Source organism: Methylobacterium durans (genome assembly GCF_003173715.1).
Taxonomy (GTDB): domain Bacteria; phylum Pseudomonadota; class Alphaproteobacteria; order Rhizobiales; family Beijerinckiaceae; genus Methylobacterium; species Methylobacterium durans.
Window position 1 is genome coordinate 5,862,739 of record NZ_CP029550.1, and the last position, 22,473, is coordinate 5,885,211.

The 22,473-nt window shown below is 70.9% G+C and carries 12 protein-coding genes, 1 tRNA gene and 4 pseudogenes; 8 read left to right on the forward strand and 9 right to left on the reverse strand.

From position 1 onward, the window contains the following. Positions 1 to 102 precede the first annotated feature (102 nt). Positions 103 to 1,473, forward strand: coding sequence for an AMP-binding protein (locus DK389_RS27340; protein ID WP_236960384.1), 1,371 nt, complete (start codon positions 103 to 105; stop codon positions 1,471 to 1,473). Between the two features lie 490 nt (positions 1,474 to 1,963). Then, a complete protein-coding gene (locus DK389_RS27345) occupies positions 1,964 to 2,308 on the forward strand; it encodes a hypothetical protein (RefSeq protein ID WP_109894445.1) in 345 nt (114 codons plus the stop codon). Between the two features lie 80 nt (positions 2,309 to 2,388). On the opposite strand, the pseudogene mfd reads toward DK389_RS27345, so the two are convergent. Next, positions 2,389 to 5,981, reverse strand: a pseudogene (gene mfd / locus DK389_RS27350) (transcription-repair coupling factor). A 201-nt stretch (positions 5,982 to 6,182) separates the two neighbouring features. After that, positions 6,183 to 6,479: an FAD assembly factor SdhE gene (locus DK389_RS27355; RefSeq protein ID WP_109894447.1), complete on the reverse strand. Its 297-nt coding sequence runs from the start codon at positions 6,477 to 6,479 to the stop codon at positions 6,183 to 6,185. Positions 6,480 to 6,714: 235 nt separating this feature from the next. On the opposite strand from DK389_RS27355, the pseudogene recG reads away from it, so the two are divergent. Together recG and DK389_RS27365 are read left to right on the forward strand one after the other, a co-directional pair. Next, positions 6,715 to 8,858 (forward strand): annotated as a pseudogene (gene recG, locus DK389_RS27360) (ATP-dependent DNA helicase RecG). A gap of 200 nt (positions 8,859 to 9,058) precedes the next feature. Further along, positions 9,059 to 9,355 (forward strand): hypothetical protein, encoded by a 297-nt coding sequence (locus tag DK389_RS27365; RefSeq protein ID WP_109894449.1) that lies wholly within the window; start codon positions 9,059 to 9,061, stop codon positions 9,353 to 9,355. 6 nt (positions 9,356 to 9,361) lie between these two features. On the opposite strand, the gene DK389_RS27370 is transcribed toward DK389_RS27365, so the two are convergent. The 3 genes from DK389_RS27370 to glmU all read right to left on the reverse strand — a co-directional run bounded on the left by DK389_RS27370 (position 9,362) and on the right by glmU (position 13,713). After that, positions 9,362 to 10,132 carry a DUF502 domain-containing protein gene (locus DK389_RS27370; protein ID WP_236960386.1) on the reverse strand — a complete coding sequence of 257 codons (771 nt, stop codon included), beginning with the start codon at positions 10,130 to 10,132 and terminating at the stop codon, positions 9,362 to 9,364. A gap of 125 nt (positions 10,133 to 10,257) precedes the next feature. Continuing rightward, on the reverse strand, positions 10,258 to 12,084 hold the full coding sequence (gene glmS / locus DK389_RS27375; protein ID WP_109894451.1) for a glutamine--fructose-6-phosphate transaminase (isomerizing): 1,827 nt from the start codon (positions 12,082 to 12,084) through the stop codon (positions 10,258 to 10,260). Positions 12,085 to 12,327: 243 nt separating this feature from the next. After that, positions 12,328 to 13,713, reverse strand: coding sequence for a bifunctional UDP-N-acetylglucosamine diphosphorylase/glucosamine-1-phosphate N-acetyltransferase GlmU (glmU, locus tag DK389_RS27380; RefSeq protein WP_109894453.1), 1,386 nt, complete (start codon positions 13,711 to 13,713; stop codon positions 12,328 to 12,330). 239 nt (positions 13,714 to 13,952) lie between these two features. Here glmU and DK389_RS27385 point away from each other — a divergent pair, with 239 nt between their 5' ends. The 3 genes from DK389_RS27385 to DK389_RS27395 all read left to right on the forward strand — a co-directional run bounded on the left by DK389_RS27385 (position 13,953) and on the right by DK389_RS27395 (position 17,913). Continuing rightward, positions 13,953 to 15,569: an OpgD/OpgG family glucan biosynthesis protein gene (locus tag DK389_RS27385; RefSeq protein ID WP_109894455.1), complete on the forward strand. Its 1,617-nt coding sequence runs from the start codon at positions 13,953 to 13,955 to the stop codon at positions 15,567 to 15,569. A gap of 12 nt (positions 15,570 to 15,581) precedes the next feature. Further along, entirely contained in the window at positions 15,582 to 17,747 is a 2,166-nt protein-coding gene (gene mdoH, locus DK389_RS27390; RefSeq protein WP_109894457.1) for a glucans biosynthesis glucosyltransferase MdoH, read from the forward strand. A 76-nt stretch (positions 17,748 to 17,823) separates the two neighbouring features. Then, positions 17,824 to 17,913: transfer RNA gene (locus DK389_RS27395), tRNA-Ser, on the forward strand. 159 nt (positions 17,914 to 18,072) lie between these two features. Here DK389_RS27395 and DK389_RS27400 read toward each other — a convergent pair. The 3 genes and pseudogenes from DK389_RS27400 to DK389_RS27410 form a co-directional block, all read right to left on the reverse strand. Next, positions 18,073 to 18,267 (reverse strand): annotated as a pseudogene (locus tag DK389_RS27400) (isochorismatase family protein); the annotation flags it as partial. A 374-nt stretch (positions 18,268 to 18,641) separates the two neighbouring features. Next, complete coding sequence (locus DK389_RS27405; RefSeq protein WP_109896892.1) at positions 18,642 to 19,850, reverse strand: IS256 family transposase; 1,209 nt, start codon at positions 19,848 to 19,850, stop codon at positions 18,642 to 18,644. A gap of 114 nt (positions 19,851 to 19,964) precedes the next feature. Next, positions 19,965 to 20,099 (reverse strand): annotated as a pseudogene (locus DK389_RS27410) (helix-turn-helix domain-containing protein); the annotation flags it as partial. 212 nt (positions 20,100 to 20,311) lie between these two features. Here DK389_RS27410 and DK389_RS27415 point away from each other — a divergent pair. Next, complete coding sequence (locus DK389_RS27415) at positions 20,312 to 20,764, forward strand: hypothetical protein (protein ID WP_109894459.1); 453 nt, start codon at positions 20,312 to 20,314, stop codon at positions 20,762 to 20,764. 256 nt (positions 20,765 to 21,020) lie between these two features. Here the strand turns inward: DK389_RS27415 and DK389_RS27420 are convergent. After that, positions 21,021 to 22,372 (reverse strand): IS3 family transposase gene (locus tag DK389_RS27420; protein WP_109889188.1). Its coding sequence is split into 2 segments (ribosomal slippage): positions 21,021 to 22,034 and positions 22,037 to 22,372, totalling 1,350 coding nucleotides; the frame shifts between segments, so codons are not numbered across the junction. Positions 22,373 to 22,473: the final 101 nt, after the last annotated feature.

Sequence of the window (22,473 nt, forward strand, 5' to 3'; positions counted from 1 at the left end):
AACCTTATAGTCCCATCACCGGAGGGTTGGTCCGAGAGCCGGTGACGGCTCCGGGCGACGATTTCGGGAAGTGGGGCGCAGGTGTCGGCGCAGGCTGCTGTCTTGGCGAGAGCCTCCGATTCGCGAGCCCTGCCCGGCTGGCCGGCGCTCGCCGACCCGTCGCCCGAGGTTGCGGCGCTTGCCGGGCCTGCGGCGCTTGTTGGGCCTGCGGCGCTTGTTGGGCCTGCGGCGCTTGCCGAGCCCGAGGTGCCGCTGCGGCGCACCGGCCTCTGCGCCCTCCTCGCGGCCACGGCCCGGCGGTACCCGGCCCGCGTCGCCCTGATCGATGCCCCCGACAAGCCGGCCTGGAGCGGCCGGCCCGCCATGACCTGGACCTACGGCGCGGCGGCCGAGATTGTCTCCCGGCTCGCCGGCGGCCTGCGCGCCTGGCGCCTTCCGCCCGGCAGCCGGATCGGCCTCGCCCTCCCCGGCAGCACGGAAGGGCTCGTCGCCCATCTCGCCGTGGAGGCCGCCGGCCACGTCCCCTGCCTCCTCCAGACAACCTGGGACGAGGACCAATTCGCCGTCGGCATCGAGGCGGCGGGCGTCAGCGCCGTCCTGACACAGGCGCGGCTCGGCAGCGCGAGCCCGGCCGAACGCCTCTGCCGGGCCGCCGTGCGATATTTCGGCCTGCGCTATCTCGCCGCCTTCGGGCCCGACATCCCGGACGGGGTGATCAGCCTCGACGAGATGGTGCTCGACCGGCGCAACGGCCCCGTCGCGGCCGAGACCGGAGGCGGCCTGATCAGCTTCGTCGGGGGCGATCCCGCCCAGCCCGTCCACCGGTCCGGCGACGCCCTGCTGGCGGCCATCGCGGTGCATCTCATCGCGACGCCGGTCAGGCCGGGCGAGCGCATCCTGAGCCTCGTGGCGCCCGGCGACCTGCGGGGCGTCGTCGGCGGCCTCGGGGCGGCGCTGGTCTCCGGCGCGAGCCTGGAGACCCTGCCGGTCTTCGACGGGGCGGCGCTCGCCGCTGCCCTCGTGCGGCCGGTGCCGACCCATCTCGTCCTGCCCGCCTTCCTGGAGCCGGCGCTCGCCCGGGCCGCGCTGCCCGACACGCTTCGGACGATCGCCTTCGCCCATCGCGCCCCGGCCCGGCTCACCGACCGGAGCCCGCGCACCGCCTTCGCCAGGGGGCGGATCGCGGTGGTCGACGTCCTGGCGATCGACGAGGACGTCGTCGTCTCCGGCACGCGGGGGGCCGACGACCTCGCCTTCGGCCTCGCCGAGCCCGAGCGTCTCGGGCTGCCGGCGAGCCTCCTGTCCCTGCGCCTCGACGCGGACGGGCGCCTCGCCTGCCGGGGACAGGCCGCCAAGGCCGCCCCGCCCCGCCGCGGCGAGGCGGGCGAGGTCGACGCGGCGGCCTGGCGCCCGACCCGCTACTGCCCCACCCTGTTCGCCGGGACCGCGACCGGGTTGGCGCAGGCCCCTTGAAGCGGCCCGCGCGGCGCTCGGGCGGGGCCGGCTGGACTGATCGCCCGCATCAGGACCGCCCCTGGCCCCGACGCCCGACACGTCCGTGCCGGGCGACCCAGCAGGATCCCGCGTGGGAGGCGCCGCGAAGGCGGCTCGACATCGGGCGCCGACACGCGCGATGCGGACGCTTTCGCGGCCTGTTCGAGGATCCGCGGCCGCGTTCCGCCGACATACCGGGCGCCCGGAAGAGCGGGAGGAGCCCTCGCCTGCACATTCCGCAATTCGTCCTTAAAATTCAGCTGCGGCAATTGGTTGAGGGCGCTATCTCATCCCCTGTATCAAGTGCCGGATGCCGGGCCTTGGAGGCCGAACCGGCCTCGGTTCATCCCTCGCTCAGATCCGACGTGCATTTTCGCACTGCAATCTCGCCGGCGAACCAATCTCGCATCTGCGTGTTATTGCTAGGGTCCCTTTCCAAGGGACGCACGATGAGATAACGCTGAAGCTTATGGGTGCGCTGCAACAAGTGCTTGTTGTCGACGACGGCCACCGCGCCGTCGATCATTCGCTCGCCGCGGAGCTCGCCGAGCTCGGCTACGCCAGCGTCACGGCCTCGCTCGAAGCGGCCGAGGACGTGCTGGCGGTGATCGCCCGACCCGCCGCCATCCTGCTCCAGACCTCCGCCCGCGGCGGCTCCGCCTTCGCCGAGCGCGCCGCCGCCCTGCGCACCCAGATGCGGGACGCCGGCATCCCGGTCATCGTCGTGGACGAGGCCACGGGCCGCCACACCGGCGCGCCGGTCGACCTGAAGAGCCGCATCGGCCCCTACGTCCTCAACGAGCCGGACCTCTAAGATTCGGCGCGAAGAGCGGGCCGCAAGCCCCTCACCGTCCTCACATTTCCAGCACTGACGGTTCGAAGGGCAGCCCTTGGTCAGGCTGCCTTCCTACCCTTGCGCCCCGCGATCTTGGCGAGGCTTCGCAGGATCTGCGTCGTGATCTTCAGGCGCTCCGGCACCGTGTCGAGCTCGCGGATGAAGACGATGCTCATGTCGGGCCGAACCTTGGCGAAGGAGCCCTGCTCGGCGACGTAGGCCACGAGCCCTGGCGGGTTGGCGAAGGCCCGGTCGCGGAAGTGGATGACGACGCCCTTCGGGCCGGCCTCGACCTTCTCGACGTTGGTGTCGCGGCACAGGATCTTGATCGTCACGATCTTGAGGAGCTGCTCCACCTCCGGCGGCAGCGGCCCGAACCGGTCGATCAGCTCGGCCCCGAAGCTCTCCATCTCGGAATCGTTCTCGATCGTCGAGAGGCGCCGGTAGAGGCCGAGGCGCACGGTCAGGTCCTCGACGTAGTCCTCCGGGATGGTGACCGGGGCGCCCAGCGCGATGGTCGGCGACCACGCCTCCTCCACCGGCTCCTCGATGCCGGCCTTGAGCGCGGTCACCGCGTCCTCCAGCATCTGCTGGTAGAGTTCGTAGCCGACCTCCTTGATGTGGCCGGATTGCTCGTCGCCGAGGAGGTTGCCGGCGCCGCGGATGTCGAGATCGTGGGAAGCGAGCTGGAAGCCCGCGCCCAGCGTGTCGAGGCTCTGCAGCACCTGCAGGCGCTTCTCGGCCTGGACCGTGAGCTGGCGGTTGGCCGGCGTCGTGAACAGGGCGTAGGCCCGGGCCTTCGAGCGGCCGACGCGGCCCCGGAGCTGGTAGAGCTGGGCCAGCCCGAACATGTCGGCCCGGTGCACGATCAGCGTGTTGGCGGTCGGGATGTCGAGGCCCGATTCCACGATCGTGGTCGACAGGAGCACGTCGAACTTGCCCTCGTAGAAGGCCGTCATCACGTCCTCGAGCTGGCCCGCCGCCATCTGGCCGTGGGCGACCGCGACCTTGATCTCGGGCATCTCGGCATCGAGGAAGCGCTTCACCTCGGCGAGATCCTCGATGCGCGGCACCACGTAGAAGGCCTGGCCCCCCCGGTAGCGCTCGCGCAGCAGCGCCTCGCGGATGAGGAGGGGGTCGAAGGGCGTCACGAAGGTGCGAACGGCCAGGCGGTCGACCGGGGGCGTCGCTATGATCGAGAGTTCACGCACGCCCGTCATGGCGAGCTGGAGGGTGCGCGGGATCGGCGTCGCCGAGAGCGTCAGCACGTGGACGTCGCTCTTGAGCGCCTTCAGGCGTTCCTTGTGGGTGACGCCGAAATGCTGCTCCTCGTCGACGATGATGAGGCCGAGATCCTTGAAGGTGATCGCCTTGGCGAGCAGGGCGTGGGTGCCGACCACGATGTCGACGGTACCGTTCGCCAGTCCCTCGCGGACCTTCTTCAGCTCCCCGCTCGACACGAAGCGCGAGGCTTGCGCCACCTGGACGGGCAGTCCCTTGAAGCGCTCGGCGAAGGTCCGGTAGTGCTGGCGGGCGAGCAGCGTGGTCGGCACCACCACCGCCACCTGGCGCCCCGAGATCGCCGCCGCGAAGGCGGCGCGGAGCGCCACCTCGGTCTTGCCGAAGCCGACATCGCCGCAGACGAGCCGGTCCATCGGCCGGCCCGCATTGAGGTCGTCGAGCACCGCCTCGATGGCGTTGCCCTGGTCCTCCGTCTCCTCGAAGGGGAAGCGGGCGGCGAACTCGCCGTAGAGACCCTCCGGCACGGCCAGCCGGGGGGCGGCCTTCACGAAGCGCTCGGCCGCGACCTTGATGAGCGCGCCCGCCATCTCGAGGATGCGGCGCTTCATCTTGGCCTTGCGGGCCTGCCAGGCGCCGCCGCCGAGCCGGTCGAGGGGCACCTCGGCATCCTCGGAGCCGTAGCGGGTCAGGAGCTCGATGTTCTCCACCGGCAGGAGCAGCAGGCCGCCGGTATATTGCAGCTCCAGGCAATCGTGCGGCGCGCCCGCCGCCGTGATGGTCTTGAGGCCGACGAAGCGGCCGATGCCGTGGTCGGCATGGACGACGAGGTCGCCCGGCTGCAGCGCCTGCACCTCCAGGATCACGTCCTGCGGGCGCTTGGCCTTGCGCTTGGCGCGCACCAGCCGGTCGCCGAGGATGTCGCCCTCGGCCACGATTGCGAGCTGGCCCGCCGTGAACCCGGCCTCCAGCCCCCAGACCGCGACCGCGACGTCGGTGCCGCGTTTCAGCGCGTAGACGTCCGACAGGCGGGTGATCGCAACCGGCTTCTTCAGCCCGTGGTCGGTGAGCACGCCGCAGAGCCGGTCGCGGGAGCCGTCGGACCAGGATCCCAGGATCACGTGATGACCGGATCCCTGCAGGTCGCGCACATGCGCCACCGCGGCGTCGAAGACGCTCGCCGATTCCTCGGCGCGCTCGGGAGCGAAGTTGCGCCCCGGCTGGCCCTCGCAATCGATGACGGCGCGATCCGCGCCCTCGGGCAGCGCGAACGGGGTGAGCCGCGCGATGGTCGATGCGGCGACGCGCTCCTTCCATTCGTTCGGGGTGAGGTAGAGGGCGCGCGGCGGCAGCGGCTTGTAGGGCGCGACGCCGGCCTGGGGCGTCTTCAGCGCGCCCTCGCGGGCCTGGAAATAATCCTGGACGAGGGCGAGGCGCTCGGCCACCGCCTCCTCGACCTGCGCGTCGAACACCAGCGGCACGCCCGCGACGTAGTCGAACAGCGTGTCGAGATGGTCGTAGAAGAGCGGCATCCAGTGCTCGAGCCCGGCGTAGCGGCGGCCCTCGCTCACCGTCTCGTAGAGGCGGTCGTCCCGGGTCGCGGCGCCAAAATTCTGGATGTAGCCCTGGCGGAAGCGGCGGATCGTCTCGGTGGTGAGCTGCACCTCGCTCATCGGCACGAGGTCGAGGGAGCGCAATTGCCCGATCGTGCGCTGGGTCTCGAAATCGAAGGCGCGGATCGATTCCAGCGTGTCGCCGAAGAAATCGAGGCGGATCGGGTTCGGCAGGCCCGGCGGCGAGAGGTCGAGGATGCCGCCGCGCACGGCGTACTCGCCGGTGTCGCGCACGGTGCCGGTGCGCAGGAAGCCGTTCGCCTCGACCCAGGCCGTGACCTTGTCCATCGAGACGACGTTGCCGATCGCCGCCGAGAAGGTCTCGACCGCGATGCGCTCCCGCGGCGGCACCCGCTGCACCAGGGCGTTGACGGTGGTGAGGAGGACGCGCGGCGCCTCCTCCGAGGAGCGCGAGCGGGTCAGCCGCGAGAGCGCCGTCATGCGCTGCGCGGCGATGGCCGCATTCGGCGAGACCCGGTCGTAGGGCTGGCAGTCCCAGGCCGGCACGCTCATGATCTCGAGTTCGGGCGCGACGAAGCGCAGCGCGTTCTGGAAGGCGTTCGAGCGCCCGGAATCGCGCGCCACGTGGACCAGCACCGCCGGGCCCTCGAAACCCTGGCTCAGCGCGCGCGCGAGATCGGCCACGACGAGGGCGTCGAAGCCCTCCGGCACGCGGGCGAGCGTCGGGCTGTCGCCGCGCTTGAGCGCCTCGAGCGCCTTCGCGAGGGGCCGGATTTCGGCAGGGCGAAGCGGGCGGCCTGCGGCTTCGGGGCGGGGGATTTCGGTGCGGGCTTCGACATGAAGGGATGCGTGTCGCTTCGTTCGGCTTGCAGCGTGAATAACTCGGCGCCGGCTCGATCGGCGCCGACGCGCTCCCCCTCCCGTTCGGAAGAGGGCTGGGGTGAGGGGTGCGACCGCTCCGGCTGACGCGCATCCCTCACCCGGTGCGCCGGCGCGCACGCGACCTCTCCCGAACGGGAGAGGCGGGAGACCGGGCCGCGTCAGCTATGGATCGGCGCGTCGTGCTTGTGGAACGATCTCAGCCGCCGGTAGACGGGCGTGTCGTAGTTTCCGGGCACCTCCGCCTCGCCGGTCAGCCAGCGGAACAGGTCGCGGTCGGGCACCTCGATCAGCGCCTCGAAATCCGCGAGTTCCGTCTCGCTCAACGTCCCGATCTCGGCATCGGCGAAGCGGCCCATGATCAGGTCCATCTCGCGGATGCCGCGGTGCCACGCCCGGTAGAGGGTGCGGCGGCGGCGCGGGTCGAGATCCGCGCTGGTGCGGGTGGTGCCGGACATGGAATGAACCTTGGAGCGAACCTTGGGAGCCGAACCTGTGATGCCGTGATCCGGGGATCACCGGATCCCGGAATCCCCTGATCCCTGGAGCGGAGGATTGCAAGGACGACCTGCGCTGCCCGGCCGCGATCCCGGAAGCTGTGCCGCAGCGGGAGCCGGGCCGGATCCGGTATATAAGGTCGTCCGCCCGCGGCACCATCCTCGACGGCCGCGCTCCCGCCCCCGCCGCTTCTGCATGACCGACGCCCCTGCCCCGACGCCGCTCCGGCCGCCCCTCCTCGACCCGCTTTTCGCCCCCGCCCGGACCCTGCCCGGAATCGGCCCCAAGGTCGCGCCCCTGATCGAGCGGCTTCTCGGCACGCCCGAGCAGCCGGCCCGCATCGTCGACCTCCTGTTCCACCTGCCGCAGGGGGCGTGGCGCGCCAGCTCAAGGGCTCGATCGCCGAGGCGCCCCCGGGCGAGCCCGTCACCCTCGGCGTCACGGTGGTGGCCCACCGGCCGCCGCAGCCCGGGGCCGGGCGGCGCCCGCACCGGGTGCTGGTGGAGGATGCCACCGGCGACATCTCCCTCGTCTTCTTCGGCATGCCGCGGGCACGCGTCGAGAAGATGCTGCCGCTCGGCAGCCACCGCTACGTCTCCGGCCGGATCGACCTCTGGGACGGGCACCGGCAGATGGTGCATCCCTCGCGCATCACCGACGAGGCGGGCCTCGCCAGCCTCCCCGCCGTCGAGCCGATCTACGGGGCGACGGAGGGACTGACCTCGCGGGCGATCTCGAAGCTCGCCCACGCCGCCCTCGACCGGCTGCCGGTGCTGCCGGAGTGGCAGGACCCGGCCTGGCTCGCCCGCCAGGGCTGGCCCGCCTTCGCCGACGCCCTGCGCGCCGAGCACCGGCCCGAGGAGGCGCCCCCGCCGCGCCGGGAGGGCGCGGAGGCCCCGCCCCGCCCGCCCGCGCGCCAGCGCCTCGCCTACGACGAGCTGCTGGCCTCGCAGCTGGCGCTGGCGCTGCTGCGCGCCCGCCAGCGCCGCAAGCCCGGCCGGGTGAATGCCGGCGACGGGCACCTCGCCGCCCGGATCGAGGCGGGACTGCCCTTCGGGCTCACGGGCGCGCAGGCGCAGGCGGTGGCCGAGATCCGGGCGGATCTGGCCAGCGACCGGCGCATGCTGCGCCTGCTCCAGGGCGATGTCGGCTCCGGCAAGACGGCGGTGGCGCTCCTCGCCATGTCCCACGCCGTCGAGGCGGGCCGCCAGGCGGCCCTGATGGCGCCGACCGAGATCCTCGCCCGCCAGCATTACGAGCGGCTGCAGCCGCTGGCCGGCCCCTTGCGCCTGCGCCTGATGACGGGGCGCGACCGCACGGCCGAGCGGCGCGCGACGCTCGCCGACCTCGCCGAGGGGCGGATCGACATCCTCGTCGGCACCCACGCCCTGTTCCAGGAGAGCGTGGTGTTCCGCGACCTCGGCCTCGCGGTGGTGGACGAGCAGCACCGCTTCGGCGTTCACCAGCGCCTGGCGCTCGGCGCCAAGGGCGAGGCGGTCGATTTCCTCGTGATGACCGCGACGCCGATCCCGCGGACGCTGGCGCTCACCTTCTTCGGCGACATGGACGTCTCGGTCCTCGACGAGAAGCCCGCCGGCCGCCAGCCGATCAAGACGATCACGATTCCCGTGGAGCGCATCGACGAGGTGGTTGCGGGACTGGAGCGGGCCCTGGCGCGGGGCGAGCGGGTCTACTGGATCTGTCCGCTGGTGGCCGAATCCGAGTTCGTCGACCTCGCCGCCGCGCAGGAGCGGTTCGAGGATCTGGCGCGCCATTTCGGGGATTCGGTCGGCCTGATCCACGGCAAGATGCCGGGGCCGGACAAGGACGCGGCGATGGAGCGCTTCGCCGCCGGGCAGACGAAGGTCCTCGTCTCCACCACGGTGGTCGAGGTCGGCGTCGACGTGCCGGAGGCGACCATCATGGTCATCGAGCACGCCGAGCGCTTCGGCCTCGCCCAGCTCCACCAGCTGCGGGGGCGGGTCGGCCGCGGCTCGGCCGCCTCCTCCTGCCTCCTCCTCTACCGCGGGCCGCTCGGTCAGGTCGCCCGGGCGCGCCTCGAGATGATGCGCGACAGCGAGGACGGTTTCCGGATCGCCGAGGAGGACCTGCGCCTGCGCGGCGAGGGCGAGGTGCTGGGCACCCGCCAATCGGGCCTCGCCGCCTTCCGCCTCGCGAGCCTGGAGAGCGATGCCGGCCTGCTGGAAGCCGCCCGCGACGACGCCCGGCTCGTGGTCGAGCGCGACCCGGGCCTTCGGAGCGCGCGCGGCCAGGCCCTGCGCGTCCTCCTCTACCTGTTCGAGCGGGAGGCGGCGATCCGCCTGCTCGGAGCCGGTTAGGGTTCGTTCACGATTTCCGTGCGTCCTGTGGCCTCCGGGTGAACGCGCGGGCTTCGTTCATCTGCCATACAGATTCGGGGTTGCGGCCGAGCCGACGGAACGGCATCATCCCTTGCCGCGTTCGTGTCGCATTCTTAACTGAACATGAACGAAGGGCCGATCTGATCGGCCCAAACGTCGGAGATGTGGAGGCTAAGCCGATGACCGGACCGTTCCTGCGCCTGCCGGGCTCCGCCGAGGGCTGGGACGCCCATTCAGGCGAACCGTGGCTCCTGCCGATCTCGGACACGAACGACGTCCCGGCCGATACGGGCGCGGATGCGATCGCGCAGGCCGTCCGTCAGGCCTCCCGCCCCCTCTGGATCGCGGCTCACGGCCTCTGCCTCGCGCTGGGCCTCCTGCTCGCCGTCGAGACCGCCACGGGCTGGATGAGCCCCGCCGCCCCGCAGGCGAGCGCCGTCAAGGCACCGATCGTCGCCACCGCCAGCGCCTCGTAGCGCGTCTCAGGCGTCCTGCCGCTCGGGCGCGGCGGTCGCGCCTACCTGGGCGGCCCGCAGGCCCGCCGCCATCGCCTGCAGGCGCGTCTGCGGATCCTCCGGCTGGATCACGCCGGCCGACATGACGAGCTTGGCCGCGTCGTCGACGCTGATCCCTACCTCGATGATCTCCGTGCGCGGCAGGTAGAAGAAGAACCCCGTGGTCGGGTTCGGCGCGCAGGGCAGGAACACGCCGACGTAATCGTGGCCGGGCGGCAGGGCGCCCTGGATGTCGGTGGCGGCGGGCGCGGACAGAAACACCACCGACCACGTCCCCTTCACGGGAAATTCCACGAGCCCGACCGTGCGGAACGAGGTGCCGTTCGCCGAGAACAGGGTCTCGAAGATCTGCCGCAGCCCCTTGTAGAGCCCCGAGATCACGGGGGTGCGCGCGAGCAGCACCTCGCCGAACTCGATGACGCTGCGCCCGACGAGATTGGCCGTGAGGAAGCCCAGCAGCGTCACCGCCACGAAGGCGATGACGAGGCCGAGGCCGGGAATCGAGAAGGGCAGGTAATGGTCCGGCAGGTAGCTCGCCGGCACGAGCGGCTTCACCCAGCCGTCGATCAGGGTGATGAACCACCACGTGATGTAGATCGTGATGGCGAGCGGCCCCGCCACGATGATGCCGGTGAGGAAGTAGGTCCGCAGCCGGCCGCGGACGCTGACGCGGCGGCGTTGACGGGCGGGATCCATCTCCGGGAGCGGCGGCTGGATCGGCGGGACGGGTGGCGCCACGGGTTCACTTTCGCGAGCGGGCCGGCGGGCCCGGGTTCCGAAGGCCCCGGCCTCCGCCGGGGCCGCCCCGGGGCAGAGAGGTAGCGGCTGGCGCCGATCCGCTCAAGAGCGGCGGCGCAGGGCCTTCACTCCACCGTGACGGACTTGGCGAGGTTCCGCGGCTGGTCGACGTCTTTGCCCATGAACACGGCCGTATGATACGCGATCAGCTGGATCGGCACGGCGTAGACGATCGGGGCGACCACGGGGTCGAGGTCCGGCATGGTCAGCGTCGCCAGCGTGTCGAGGCCCGCCTCCGCCGCCCCCTTGGCGTCCCCCACCAGGATGATCCGGCCGCCGCGTGCCGCCACCTCCTGCATGTTCGAGACCGTCTTCTCGAAGATCGCGTCGTGCGGCGCGATCACGATCACCGGAACGCTCTCGTCGATCAGCGCGATCGGCCCGTGCTTCAGCTCCCCCGCCGCGTAGCCCTCCGCGTGGATGTAGCTGATCTCCTTCAGCTTCAGCGCCCCCTCCAGCGCCATCGGGTAGGCCGTGCCCCGGCCCAGATACAGAACGTCCCGCGCCTTCGCGATCTCGCGGGCCAGCCCCTCGATCTCGCCCTCCTGCTTGACGGCCTCCGCCATCAGCCCCGGCACCGTGATCAGCGCGTCGACCAGGCGCCGCTCCTCGGCCGCCGTGAGCACGCCCCGCTCCCGGCCCGCATGCAGGGCCAGGCACAGCAGCACGGTCAGCTGGCAGGAGAACGCCTTGGTCGAGGCCACCCCGATCTCGGGACCTGCCAGCGTCGGCAGCACGGCCGACGCCTCCCGCGCGATCGTCGAGGTCGGCACGTTGACGACCCCCAGCGTGTGCTGGCCCTGTCCCTTGGCGTAGCGCAGCGAGGCCAGCGTGTCGGCGGTCTCGCCCGATTGCGAGATCACCAGGGTCAGCCCGCCCGCCTCCAGCGGCGCCTCGCGGTAGCGGGCCTCCGAGGCCACGTCGATCTCCACCGGCAGCCGGGCGATCCGCTCGAACCAGTACTTGGCCACCAGCCCCGCGTAGTAGGCGGTGCCGCAGGCGGTGATCGAGATCCGCGTCAGGTCCGCGAACGAGAAGGGCAGCGGCTCGGGCAGCGCCACCCGGCCCTCGGCGAGGTTGACGTAGTGGGCGAGCGTGCGGCCCACCACCTCGGGCTGCTCGTGGATCTCTTTCGCCATGAAGTGGCGATGGTTGCCCTTGTCGATGCGGTAGGCCTGGGCGGCGATCTTCTGGCGCGGGCGCTCGACCGGCCGGCCGGCGACGTCGCGGATCTCGGCGCCCTCGCGGGTGAGGATCGCCCAGTCGCCCTCCTCGAGATAGGTGATCTCGTCGGTGAAGGGGGCGAGCGCCAGCGCGTCCGAGCCGAGATAGGTCTCGCCCTCGCCGTAGCCGATGGCCAGCGGCGCGCCGTGGCGGGCGCCGATCAGGAGGTCGTCGCGGCCGGCAAACAGGAAGCCGAGGGCGAAGGCGCCGCGGAGTTTCGGCAGGGTTGCGGCGACCGCCTCGACGGGGCCGAGGCCCTGGGCCATGGCGTGGCTGACGGCCTGGGCGACGACCTCGGTGTCGGTCTCGGTCTCGAAGGCGATGCCGTGGGCCTGGAGTTCGCGCTTCAGCTCGCGGAAGTTCTCGATGATGCCGTTGTGGACGACGGCGAGGCGGTCGGTGGCGTGGGGGTGGGCGTTGGTCTCGTTGGGCTTGCCGTGGGTGGCCCAGCGGGTGTGTCCGATGCCGATGGCGCCGGCGAGCGGGGCCTGGATCAGCTTGAGCTGGAGGTTGGCGAGCTTGCCCTCGGCGCGGCGGCGCTCGAGGCGGCCGTGCTCGAGGGTTGCGATGCCGGCGGAATCGTAGCCGCGGTATTCGAGGCGGCGCAGCGCCTCGATCACCTGGCCTGCCACCGCGTCGCGCCCGACGATGCCTACGATGCCGCACATGGTCGTGTCTTCTGCCTCGATGATGCCGATGGCGTCCCGGCGAGGCCGGAGCGCCCTGCGCGCGGCCCGCTTCCCGCAAGGGTTGTGCCCGGCCGCGCATGCCTGAAAGCGTCGCCCTTGTACCGGATCGGGACGGTGCCATGCCAGTCCCGATGCCGCGACCGGGCGGGGTTCCGGCGAAGAGCTTAAGATGCGCCTTGAGGATTTCGCCGCAAGTGACGGTTAAATCCGGGGCTTCCGGCCTCAGCCTTTGTGAGCGCGCGCCGCCTTCTCCGCCCGCATCGCCGCGCGCTTCGGCTCGGCCCAGCCCTCCTTGATCGCCTGCCGCCCGCGGGCGACGGCGAGCGCGTCGGCCGGGACGTCGTCGGTGATGACCGAGCCCGTGGCGACGTAGGCCCCCGCCCCGATGCTCACCGGCGCGACGAGGGCCGAGTTCGAGCCGATGAAGGCGCCCGCCCCGATCGCGGTGCGGTGCTTGTTCACGCCGTCGTAATTGCAGGTGATGGTGCCGGCCCCGACATTGGCGCCCTCCCCCACCTCGGCGTCGCCGAGATACGTCAGGTGGTTGGCCTTGGCGCCGGCCCGGAGCGTTGCGTTCTTCACCTCGACGAAGTTGCCGATCCGCGCGCCCGTCTCCAGCACGGCGCCGGGGCGCAGGCGGGCGTAGGGGCCGATACTGACCCCCTCCTCCAGCCGGGCGCCCTCGAGATGCGAGAAGGCGTGGACGACCGAGCCGTCGCCGACCGTGACGCCGGGGCCGAACACCACGTGCGGCTCCACCACCACGTCGCGGCCCAGCACCGTGTCGGCGCTGAGGAAGACCGTCTCGGGGGCGATCAGGGTGGCGCCGCCGAGCTGGGCGGCCCGGCGCAGCCGCGCCTGGATCGCCGCCTCGGCGATGCCGAGCTGAACCCGGTCGTTGACCCCCTGCGCCTCGGCCTCCTCGACGGCGACGACGGCGACGGGCAGGCCGTCGCCGACCGCCAGCGCCACCGCGTCCGGCAGATAGTACTCGGCGGCCGCGTTGTCGTTGCCGATCCGCTCCAAGAGCGAGAGGGCGTGGGCGCCCGCGAGCGCCATCAGCCCGGCATTGCACAGGCGCACCCGGCGCTCGGCCTCGCTCGCGTCCTTCTCCTCGCGGATGGCGAGCACCCGCTCGCCCTCCGTCAGGACCCGGCCATAGCCGGCGGGCTCCGCGGCCTCGAAGGCGAGCACCGCCACGGCCGCGCCGTCGGCGAGCGGCGCGCGCAGGCGGCGGAGCGTTTCGCCGGTGATGAGCGGCGTGTCGCCGAAGGCCACCACGATGTCGTCGTCGCCCTCGGCGAGCGCCGCGCGGGCGGCGAGCACCGCGTGCGCCGTGCCGAGGCGCTCGGCCTGCGGGTAGAGCCGGGCGCCGGGCGCGGCGGCGGCGGCCTCGCTGGCGACGTCGTCGCGCCCCGGCTCCGCCACCACGGCGATGCGGGTGGCGCCCGCTTCCTGCGCCGCGGCCAGCACGTGGCCGAGCATGCTGCGCCCGGCGATCCGGTGCATCACCTTCGGCAGGTCGGACCGCATCCGCGTGCCCTTGCCGGCCGCGAGCACGATCGCCGTGAGGCTGCGCCGGCCGGAGGCCGTGTCGGATGTCGTCATGGATCGAGATCCCGGATCTGCCTGCTGCGCGGAGAGCGCTTCCGCCCCCGGCTTAGCCGATCGGCCGGGCTGCGCAAAACCCGCCCGCAGGGGGCACTGCGACTTCTGATGGAGTAGACAGGAAGTATCTTAACCCCCGGTTCAGGGGCCGGCGTGGTAGACGAAATCTTCCGCGCTGCGGCGCACACAGAACGCGATGACCCCTGCCCATTCCCCGCCGTTGCGTGCATGAAGACCGGATGACGCTGCCGACAGACGGTCGACCCGACCGCGCCCCCTGCCCTCGCGATCACGCCTCGTCCAGCACCCCGGATCGGACGCGCCGCGACCTGCTGCGCACGGCCGCCGGCGGTCTCGCGGGGGCGCTCGCCGGCCTGACATCCCACCCGGCGGCCCACGCCGCGGAATCCGCGCCCGGTCTGCCCGCGGCCGGCGCCCGCTTCGAGCCGGGCACGGTCGTCGAGATCGCGCGCGCGCTCGCCAAGGCGCCCTACGTGGCCCAGCGCACCGACGACCTGCCGGCCTCGCTGCGCAACCTCGGCCGCGAGCAGTACAATGCCATCGCGACGGCGCCGGCCCGCGCCCTCTGGGCGGAGGCGGGCTTGCGCTTCACGGTCGAGCCGCTCCACCGCGGCTCGATCTACGCCGACCGGGTCAGCCTCGCGCTGATCGAGGACGGGGCGGTGCGGCCCGTTCCCTACGACCGCTCCCTGTTCGAGACCGGCGGCTTCGTCCTGCCGGAATTCCAGGAGGATCCGGGCTATTCGGGCTTCCGCCTGCGGGCCCGCTTCGGCGGAGGCGACCTCTCCGACTTCGCGCTGTTCCAGGGCGCCTCGTTCTTCCGCCTGCTCGCCGCGGGCCAGGGCTTCGGCGTCACCGCCCGGGCGCTGACGTTGCGCCCGGCGGATGCCCGCGGCGAGGAATTCCCGCGCTTCCGCGCCTTCTGGATCGAGCGGCCGGGGCCGGGGGAGGATCGCCTCGTCGTCCACGCTCTGATCGATTCCGAATCCGCCGCCGGGGCTCTGCGCCTCGGCCTGCGTCCGGGCGAGGCGTCGATCGCCGACATCGAGGGCACCATCTTCCCGCGCGTGACGATCGACCATCTCGGCCTCGGCGGCATGCAGGCGAGCTACCTGTTCGGGCCCCACGACCGGCGCGGCAACGACGACGCCCGGGCCGGGGCCTACGCGGCGGGCGGCCTGCAGATCCGCAACGGCGCCGAGGAGGCGATCTGGCGGCCGGTGCACAACCCGGACACCCTGCAGATCTCCTCCTTCCTCGACGCCGACCCGAAGGGGTTCGGCCTGATGCAGCGGGCGCGCGACTACGCGGATTTCGAGGACGACGTGCAGCATTGGGAGTGGCGCCCCTCCCTCTGGCTCGAGCCGCTCGGGGCCTGGGGTGAGGGCGCGGTGACGCTCCTCGAGATCCCGAGCGATTCCGAGTTCAACGAGAACATCCTCGCCTATTGGCGCCCGAAGACCGCGCTCGCGGCAGGCGCGGAGACACGCTTCGCCTACCGCCAGTTCTGGTGCTGGGAGCCGCCGGAGCGGGCGCCCGTCGCCCGGGTCACGGGCACCCGCTCCGGGCGCGGCAGCGGCGGCAATCGCCGGCTCTTCCTCGTCGATTTCACGGGCGAGGCCTTCGCGCGGCCCGGCCCCGAGACCGAGACCGCCCTGACCGCGAGCCCCGGCACCATCGCCCGGCAGGCGCTCTACGCCTACCCGGAGCGGAAGACGCTGCGGGTCGCCTTCGAGCTCGATCCCGGTGGCGAGCGGGCCTGCGAGCTGCGCCTCGCCCTCCGCCGGGACGGGCGGGCGATCACCGAGACCTGGCTCTACCGCTGGACGCCTTAGAGGGGGCAGCCCATGGACCGAACCGCCACCCTCGACGCCCGCCCTCTGCCCGAGGCTCCCGCCCCGGACGCGGCCGGCTTCGCCCCCGCGATGCCGCCGGAGGCGCCCCTCGCGATGCCGGTGCAGGATCTCGCGAGCTGGAGCCCGGACCAGGGCCACCGGCCGGCCCGGCCCCTCCGGACGCCTCACGCGGCGCGCCTCTTCGTGTTCGGGGGCGCTGCGGCGCTCACCGCCTACGGCGCCCTGCAGATGTACGAGACCATCGCGGTCTCGGGCAGCCCGACGGCGCTGCAATGGGCCTTGCTCGTCCTCTTCGTCCTCAACTTCTCCTGGATCGCGCTGGCCTTCACGGGGGCGATCCTCGGCTTCGCGACGCTGCTGCGCCGTCCGCCCCTGCCCGCGGTGCCGACCGCGCTCGCGACCCGCACGGCCGTGCTGATGCCCGTCTACAACGAGGCCACCGCCCGCACCTTCGCGGGGCTCGAGGCGATGCGCGAATCCGTCGAGGCGACGGGGCTCGGCCGGTCGTTCGACTGGTTCGTGCTCTCGGACTCGACGCAGGCCGACGCCTGGATCGCCGAGGAGCGCGCCTTCCTCGACCTGCGGTCGCGTCTCGGTCGCGACGCCCGGATCTTCTACCGGCACCGGCCGAAGAACCACCACCGCAAGGCCGGCAACATCGGCGATTTCGTGAGCCGCTGGGGCGGGCATTACGACCACATGCTGGTGCTCGACGCCGACAGCCTGATGACGGGCGACAGCATGGTGCGGCTTGCCGCCGCCATGGAGGCGGATCCGGATGCCGGCATCATCCAGAGCCTGCCCCTCATCATCAACCGCAACACGCTCTTCGCCCGCGTCCAGCAATTCGCCGCCCGCATCTACGGGCCCGTGATCGCGACGGGCTTGAGCGTATGGTCCGGCCGCGACGGCAATTACTGGGGCCACAACGCGATCATCCGCACCCGCGCGTTCGCCGAGGCCTGCGGCCTGCCCGACCTCACCGGCCGCCCGCCCTTCGGCGGCCACGTGCTGAGCCACGATTTCGTGGAGGCGGCCCTGATCCGGCGCGCCGGCTGGGCGGTGACCATGCTGCCCACCCTCTCCGGCTCCTACGAGGAGAGCCCGCCCTCCCTGATCGACGTGGCGGTGCGCGACCGGCGCTGGGCGCAGGGCAACCTGCAGCACGGCCGCATCATCAGCGCGGCGGGCCTCGCCCTCGCCTCCCGCCAGCACTTCGCTACCGGCATCGCGGGCTACGTCGCCTCCCCGCTCTGGCTCGCGCAGCTCGTCGTCGGTATCGCCCTCGTGCTGCAGACGGCCTACGTGCGGCCCGAATACTTCACGAGCGAGTTCGGGCTCTACGCGGTCTTCCCGCGCTTCGACCCGGTGCGGGCGCTCAAGCTCTTCGGCCTCACCATGGGCATCCTGCTCGCCCCGAAATTCCTCGGCCTGATCCTGGCGCTGATCGACGGGCCGGTGCGCCGCGCCTGCGGCGGCACATTCCGGCTCCTCGCCTCGAGCCTCATCGAGATCCTGCTCTCGGCGCTGATCGCCCCGATCGCGATGCTGATCCAGTCGGGGTCGGTGTTCCAGATCCTGGCCGGACGCGACACGGGCTGGAACCCGCAGCGGCGGGACGACGGCTCGATCCCCTTCCGCGACATCGTGCGCCGCCATCGCTGGCACACGGCGCTCGGGCTGATCACGGGGGTGGCGGCCTTCGCCATCGCCACCTCCCTGTTCCTCTGGATGTCGCCGACGATCCTCGGCCTCGTCCTGGCGATCCCGATCTCCTGGGCGAGCGGCCAACTCGGCCTCGGCCTCGCCCTACGCCGCGCCGGCCTCCTGATGACTCCGGAGGAGCGCGAGCCGCCCGCGATCGCGCAGGCGGCCGGCGCGCTCGCGGCCCGCAACGCCGCGCACGGTTTCGACGAGGCGGATTCCCTGCGCGCGCTCCATTCCGAGCCCGCCCTCGCCCGCGCGCACGTCGCGATGCTGCCCGCGGCCGAGCCGCGCCCGCGCGGGCGCATCGACCCGGAGCGCACGCTCGCCCAGGCGAAGGTGGTCGAGGCCGAGACGCTCGCGGAAGCCGCGGGCTGGCTGAACCCGAAGGAGCGCATGGCTCTCCTCCACGACCGCGCCCTCCTCGACCGCCTCGGCCGCCTCGGCGCCTGAGGGCATGTTTTCGATGTCGCGCGCGGGTGTTCTCCGCTATCAAGCGCGGAGGTCTGCGCCGGAAGGGCACGGGCTTGGAAGGGTGGCCGAGTGGTTTAAGGCAGCGGTCTTGAAAACCGCCGTGGGGGCAACTCCACCGTGGGTTCGAATCCCACCCCTTCCGCCACTAAACTGTCGTAAGTTATTGAGTTAAAACGGTAAATTAGAGAGTTAAGGGTTCTCACCCCACCTTTCGCCCCATATTCCGAGCCGGTCTGTACCGGATCGTTTTGGACGTCCGCGGACGATGCGTTAAGCGAGATCACCGAGTGGTCGTGTGCCTCGCTCACCCAAGTGCCGCATGCGCCGCCGTCGAGTCGGCCACCGCCTCGAACACGCCACCCTGCATTGTCACCATCTTGAGTGCGGCTGCTTGGTTGCCAGCGTCCGTTGCCGCGCGGGCATCCGACACCATCAGGCACCCAAAACCGCGATCGTTGGCCTCGCGCATGGTGGTGTGAACACAGACATCCGTCGTGATGTGAGGCTGCAGGGACAATCAGCAATCACCGCCCGCTAGCGTCAATCAATGAGGTCCCTTGATCGAGGCGGGAATGGCGATGATGTAGACTGTGCAGACCATGCAGACTATGTAGCTCATGTCGGCGTGGTGATGGGCAATTCCACGCTCCTGGTGCCGGTGCGGCCTGACGGCCAAGGTAAGGCGAAACCGGCGAGGCTGAGAGGCGTCGTATCAGGCTTTTCCGCGCTGACGACCGCCCCGGAGTGGCTTAGGAAATGGTTTACCTTCAGCGGGTGCTACGAACAGTTCGCCCAGAGGCACGGCCAGGGTCTTCGGCGGGTTACGTCCGTCAATGAGGTGGACTTTCGGGGTGGAATTGGAGCCGCCATCGGTCAGGCAGCCTGTGGTGGAAGTGTCGTGACGCTCTCCTCGATCAACGCCGAAGCAAACCCGGCCATGCCCTCGATCTGCATATAGCGGTGCTGAAGCTGCCACTCGTCGTTGGCCTCCAGAAGCACCGCACCGATCAGGCGTTGGATCGAGTCCGTGTTGGGGAAGATGCCGACCACATCGGCGCGCCGCTTGATCTCCTTGTTGAGGCGTTCCAGCGGGTTCGTGCTGTGAAGCTTGGCCCGATGCTGGAGCGGGAAAGTCAGGTAGGCCAGCACGTCCTCGCACGTGGCCTCGATGAAGACCTTCAGCTTCGGCCAGCGGTTGTGCAGTTGCTCGCCCAGGTGCTGAAGGGCGGCCCGGGCGGCGTCCTGATCGGGCTGCTGGAAGGCGTGGCGCAGGCCGGCAGCCACCATGGTCTGCTGGGTCCGCGGCACGTAGGCCAGCGCGTTCCGGGTCCAGTGAACGCGGCAGCGTTGCCAGGTCGCCTTCAGCACCCGGCGGATGGCCGCCTTGAGCCCCTCGTGGGCATCCGAGATGACGAGCTGCACGCCCGAGAGCCCGCGCTTGACCAAGCTCCGCAGGAAGTCGGTCCAGAACACCTCGGCCTCACTGGGGCCGATGTGCAGGCCGACGATCTCGCGCCGGCCTTCGGTGTCCACCGCGACGGCGACTATGGCAGCGACAGAGACGATGCGACCGCCCTCGCGCACCTTCAGGTAGGTGGCATCGAGCCAGAGATAGGGCCACGCACCCGAGAGCGGACGCGTCAGGAAGGCTCCGACGCGCTCGTCGATCTCCTTGCACAGCTTCGACACCGAGGACTTGGAGATGCCCGACAGGCCCATGGCCTGCACCAAGTCGTCCACGCGCCGGGTCGAGACGCCGGCGATCCACGCCTCCTGGATCACGGCGACCAGCGCCTTCTCGACCGTGCGGCGCGGCTCCAGGAAGCCGGGGAAGTAGCTGCCGGTCCGCAGCTTGGGGATCTTCAGGTTGAGTGAGCCGAGCCGTGTGTCGAGGCTGCGCTCGCGATAGCCGTTGCGGTAGGTGCTGCGTTCGCCTGTGCGCTCGTAGCGGCCCGCGCCGATCAGGCCCTCCACGTCGGCCTCCATCAGGATCTGCAGGACCGTCTCGGCCAACGAGCGCAGGAAGTTGCCGTCGTCAGCCTTCTGCAGCGCCTCGATCAGTGCCACTCTGTCGTCGGTCATCGGGTGCTCCCGGCTCAGGTTGAAGTCCGCAAACTCCACCTTAGCCGCCGGCCCCGATGGCCACCCCAATCCCCACCGAAACGGTCCCGGAAATTACACCTCGTCCGTGGACGCTACCGTCTCGGCGACCTTGTCGAGCAGGTCGACCGTAGGGTTCTCCGCCTGACGTTCCAAGCCGCCGAGATACACCCGGTCCACGCCCGCGTCCGCCGCCAGCCGCTCCTGGCTCAGACCCTGCGCCACGCGCATCCGGCGCAGGTTCCAAGTCTATGCCGTTGGTCGGCCGGGCACAAAGACGATCGGTGCATTTCGCCGCCCGCGAGCCCTACAGCCAGACACGGTCCCAAGCACGAGTGCGGCCGCCGGCCGCAGCTAGATTCTGTCGCCAGCTGTAAATTCCAGGCGAGGCAACGGGAATCTCTCTCCTCGGCTCACTCAAGCTTCAATCAGGACCCTCTGCCGTGCACCGCTTCGCCCGTCGCCCAGCCCAATCCGACCAAGCTCGCCACCAGATCTTCGGTGACCTCATCCGGTGCGGTGCTCTACTCCTGCCGCTTCTGGCGGCCAGTCCCGTCCTGGCCGTCTCACCATTCGAGGGCCGCTTCCAAGGCCGCGGCGAGGGCAAGCTCAGCCTGCAGGTCTTCGCCCTCGACCTCGCAGGCAGTAGCGACCAGCATCTCGTCATCGCCGAGACCACGATCCCGAACGAATGCACGGGCGCGGTGCGCGGCCTGGCGGGTAAGGTCAGCGCCGGCATGCTGCGCTTGCGCAAACAGGGGGCGGATGCAGAGGCGGCCTGCGAGATCACGCTGCGATACGCTCCAGATCACGGCCGCGTCGAGATGACGGCAGACGGGTGCGGCGACTTCCACGGCACCTCCTGCGACTTCGTCGGCACGCTCAAGCGCCGCTGAACGATCAACCTCCGAGCATGCCCCCTCGCGTCGTCCCCGTTCTCTCCCGAGGTTCATCGCGCATGCTTCGCCTTGTTGGTCTTGCCTTCACGCTGATAGCTGTGACCACAGCGTTCGCCGCTCCAGCGCCCTACGAGGGGGTGTGGGGCACTTCTGGGACTGCGTGCGCCGACAGCGACGGCTGTCCGTCGTCAGATGATTTGAGAAGATCTGGGACGCTCAGGAACGGAGGCTCTGGTCCACCTGGGTTGAGAGGTTAGGCAGCCCGCGCGTGGTGGCGCAAGCGGCGGTCGATGAGGGTCTGACGCTTGATCTGCGCCCGCTCGCGCAGGATGCCCTCGCCGCGGCCGAGATAGACGTCAGCGGGGGTGAGATTGCCCAGGCTCTCGTGAGCTCGGACGTGGTTGTAGTGCTCCACGAAGGCGGCAACCCGGGCCTCCAACTCGCCCGGCAGGTAGGCGTGTTCGAGCAGGATGCGGTTCTTGAGCGTCTGGTGCCAGCGCTCGATCTTGCCCTGCGTCTGGGGATGGCGCGGCGCACCGCGGATGTGGGTCATGCCTCGGCTGCCAAGCCATGTCGCCAAGTCACCCGCGACGTAGCTCGATCCGTTGTCGGTCAGCAGCCGCGGGCGATGCGCCACCGGCACCTGATCGAGCCCGGCCGCGGTCAGCGCCAGATCGAGCGTGGCGGTGACGTCGCTGGCCTGCATCGTGGCGCAGAGCTTCCAGGCCACGATGAAGCGCGAGAAGTCGTCCAGCACCGTCGACAGGTAGTACCAGCCCCAGCCGACAACCTTCAGGTAGGTGAAGTCGGTCTGCCAGAGCTGGTTGGGCGCCGTGGTCTTGTCGCGGAACGCGTCGGCGGCCTTGACGACGATGTAAGCGGGGCTGGTGATCAGGTCCTGGGCCTTGAGCAGGCGGTAGACGCTGGCTTCCGAGACGAAGTAGCGCCGCTCGTCGGTGAAGCGCACCGCCAGTTCGCGTGGGCTGAGTTCCGGCTCCTCCAGCGCGAGGGCGACGATCTGCTCGCGGATCTCTGTCGGTAGACGGTTCCAGACCCGGCTGGGCCGGGATGGTCGGTCAGCCAATGCCTCGGGACCGCCTCTCAGGTAGGCGTCGTACCAGCGGTAGAACGTCGATCGGGTGATGCCGAGCTTCTCCAGGGTGCGGCGCACCGGCAGGTGGGATTGCTCAACCAGCCGGATGATCTCCAGCTTCTCAGGGGCTGGGTACCTCATGCCTCGTCGTCCCCAGCCCCGCTCATGCTTTTTTTGAGCAGGCGGTTCTCCAGGAGGAGATCGGCCACAACCTCCTTCAGCGCGCCCGCCTCGCGGCGCAGCTCCTTGACTTCGTCTGCTGTCGCCGCCCGCGCCGTGTCGCCCGCCAGCCGCTTCTTACCGGCTTCCAGGAACTCCTTGGACCAGCCGTAGTACATCGAGCTGGCGATGCCCTCGCGCCGACACAGCTCGGCGATACTGTCCTCGCCGCGCAGGCCCTCCAGCACGATGCGGATCTTCTCCTCGGCCGAGAACTGCCGGCGGGTGGCCCGGCGGATGTCTTTGATCACCGCGTCTGCCGGCTTGCGTGCCAGTCCGGATGTCTGCTTCATCGTCGTGCCTCAGGACTACGATGAACCAGCCATCCTCCGTTCGTGAAGGGCCTCGATGTGTCTCAGGAGCGCTGACGGCGGACAGTCGGCTGTTGAGCACC

What these genes read in the sequence shown, in the direction of transcription:
- DK389_RS27345 (WP_109894445.1), top strand. Translation starts at nt 1,964, where the DNA reads ATGGGTGCGCTGCAACAAGTGCTTGTTGTCGACGACGGCCACCGCGCC.
- DK389_RS27355 (WP_109894447.1), bottom strand. Translation starts at nt 6,479, where the DNA reads ATGTCCGGCACCACCCGCACCAGCGCGGATCTCGACCCGCGCCGCCGC.
- DK389_RS27365 (WP_109894449.1), top strand. Translation starts at nt 9,059, where the DNA reads ATGACCGGACCGTTCCTGCGCCTGCCGGGCTCCGCCGAGGGCTGGGAC.
- glmS (WP_109894451.1), bottom strand. Translation starts at nt 12,084, where the DNA reads ATGTGCGGCATCGTAGGCATCGTCGGGCGCGACGCGGTGGCAGGCCAG.
- glmU (WP_109894453.1), bottom strand. Translation starts at nt 13,713, where the DNA reads ATGACGACATCCGACACGGCCTCCGGCCGGCGCAGCCTCACGGCGATC.
- DK389_RS27385 (WP_109894455.1), top strand. Translation starts at nt 13,953, where the DNA reads ATGACGCTGCCGACAGACGGTCGACCCGACCGCGCCCCCTGCCCTCGC.
- mdoH (WP_109894457.1), top strand. Translation starts at nt 15,582, where the DNA reads ATGGACCGAACCGCCACCCTCGACGCCCGCCCTCTGCCCGAGGCTCCC.
- DK389_RS27405 (WP_109896892.1), bottom strand. Translation starts at nt 19,850, where the DNA reads ATGACCGACGACAGAGTGGCACTGATCGAGGCGCTGCAGAAGGCTGAC.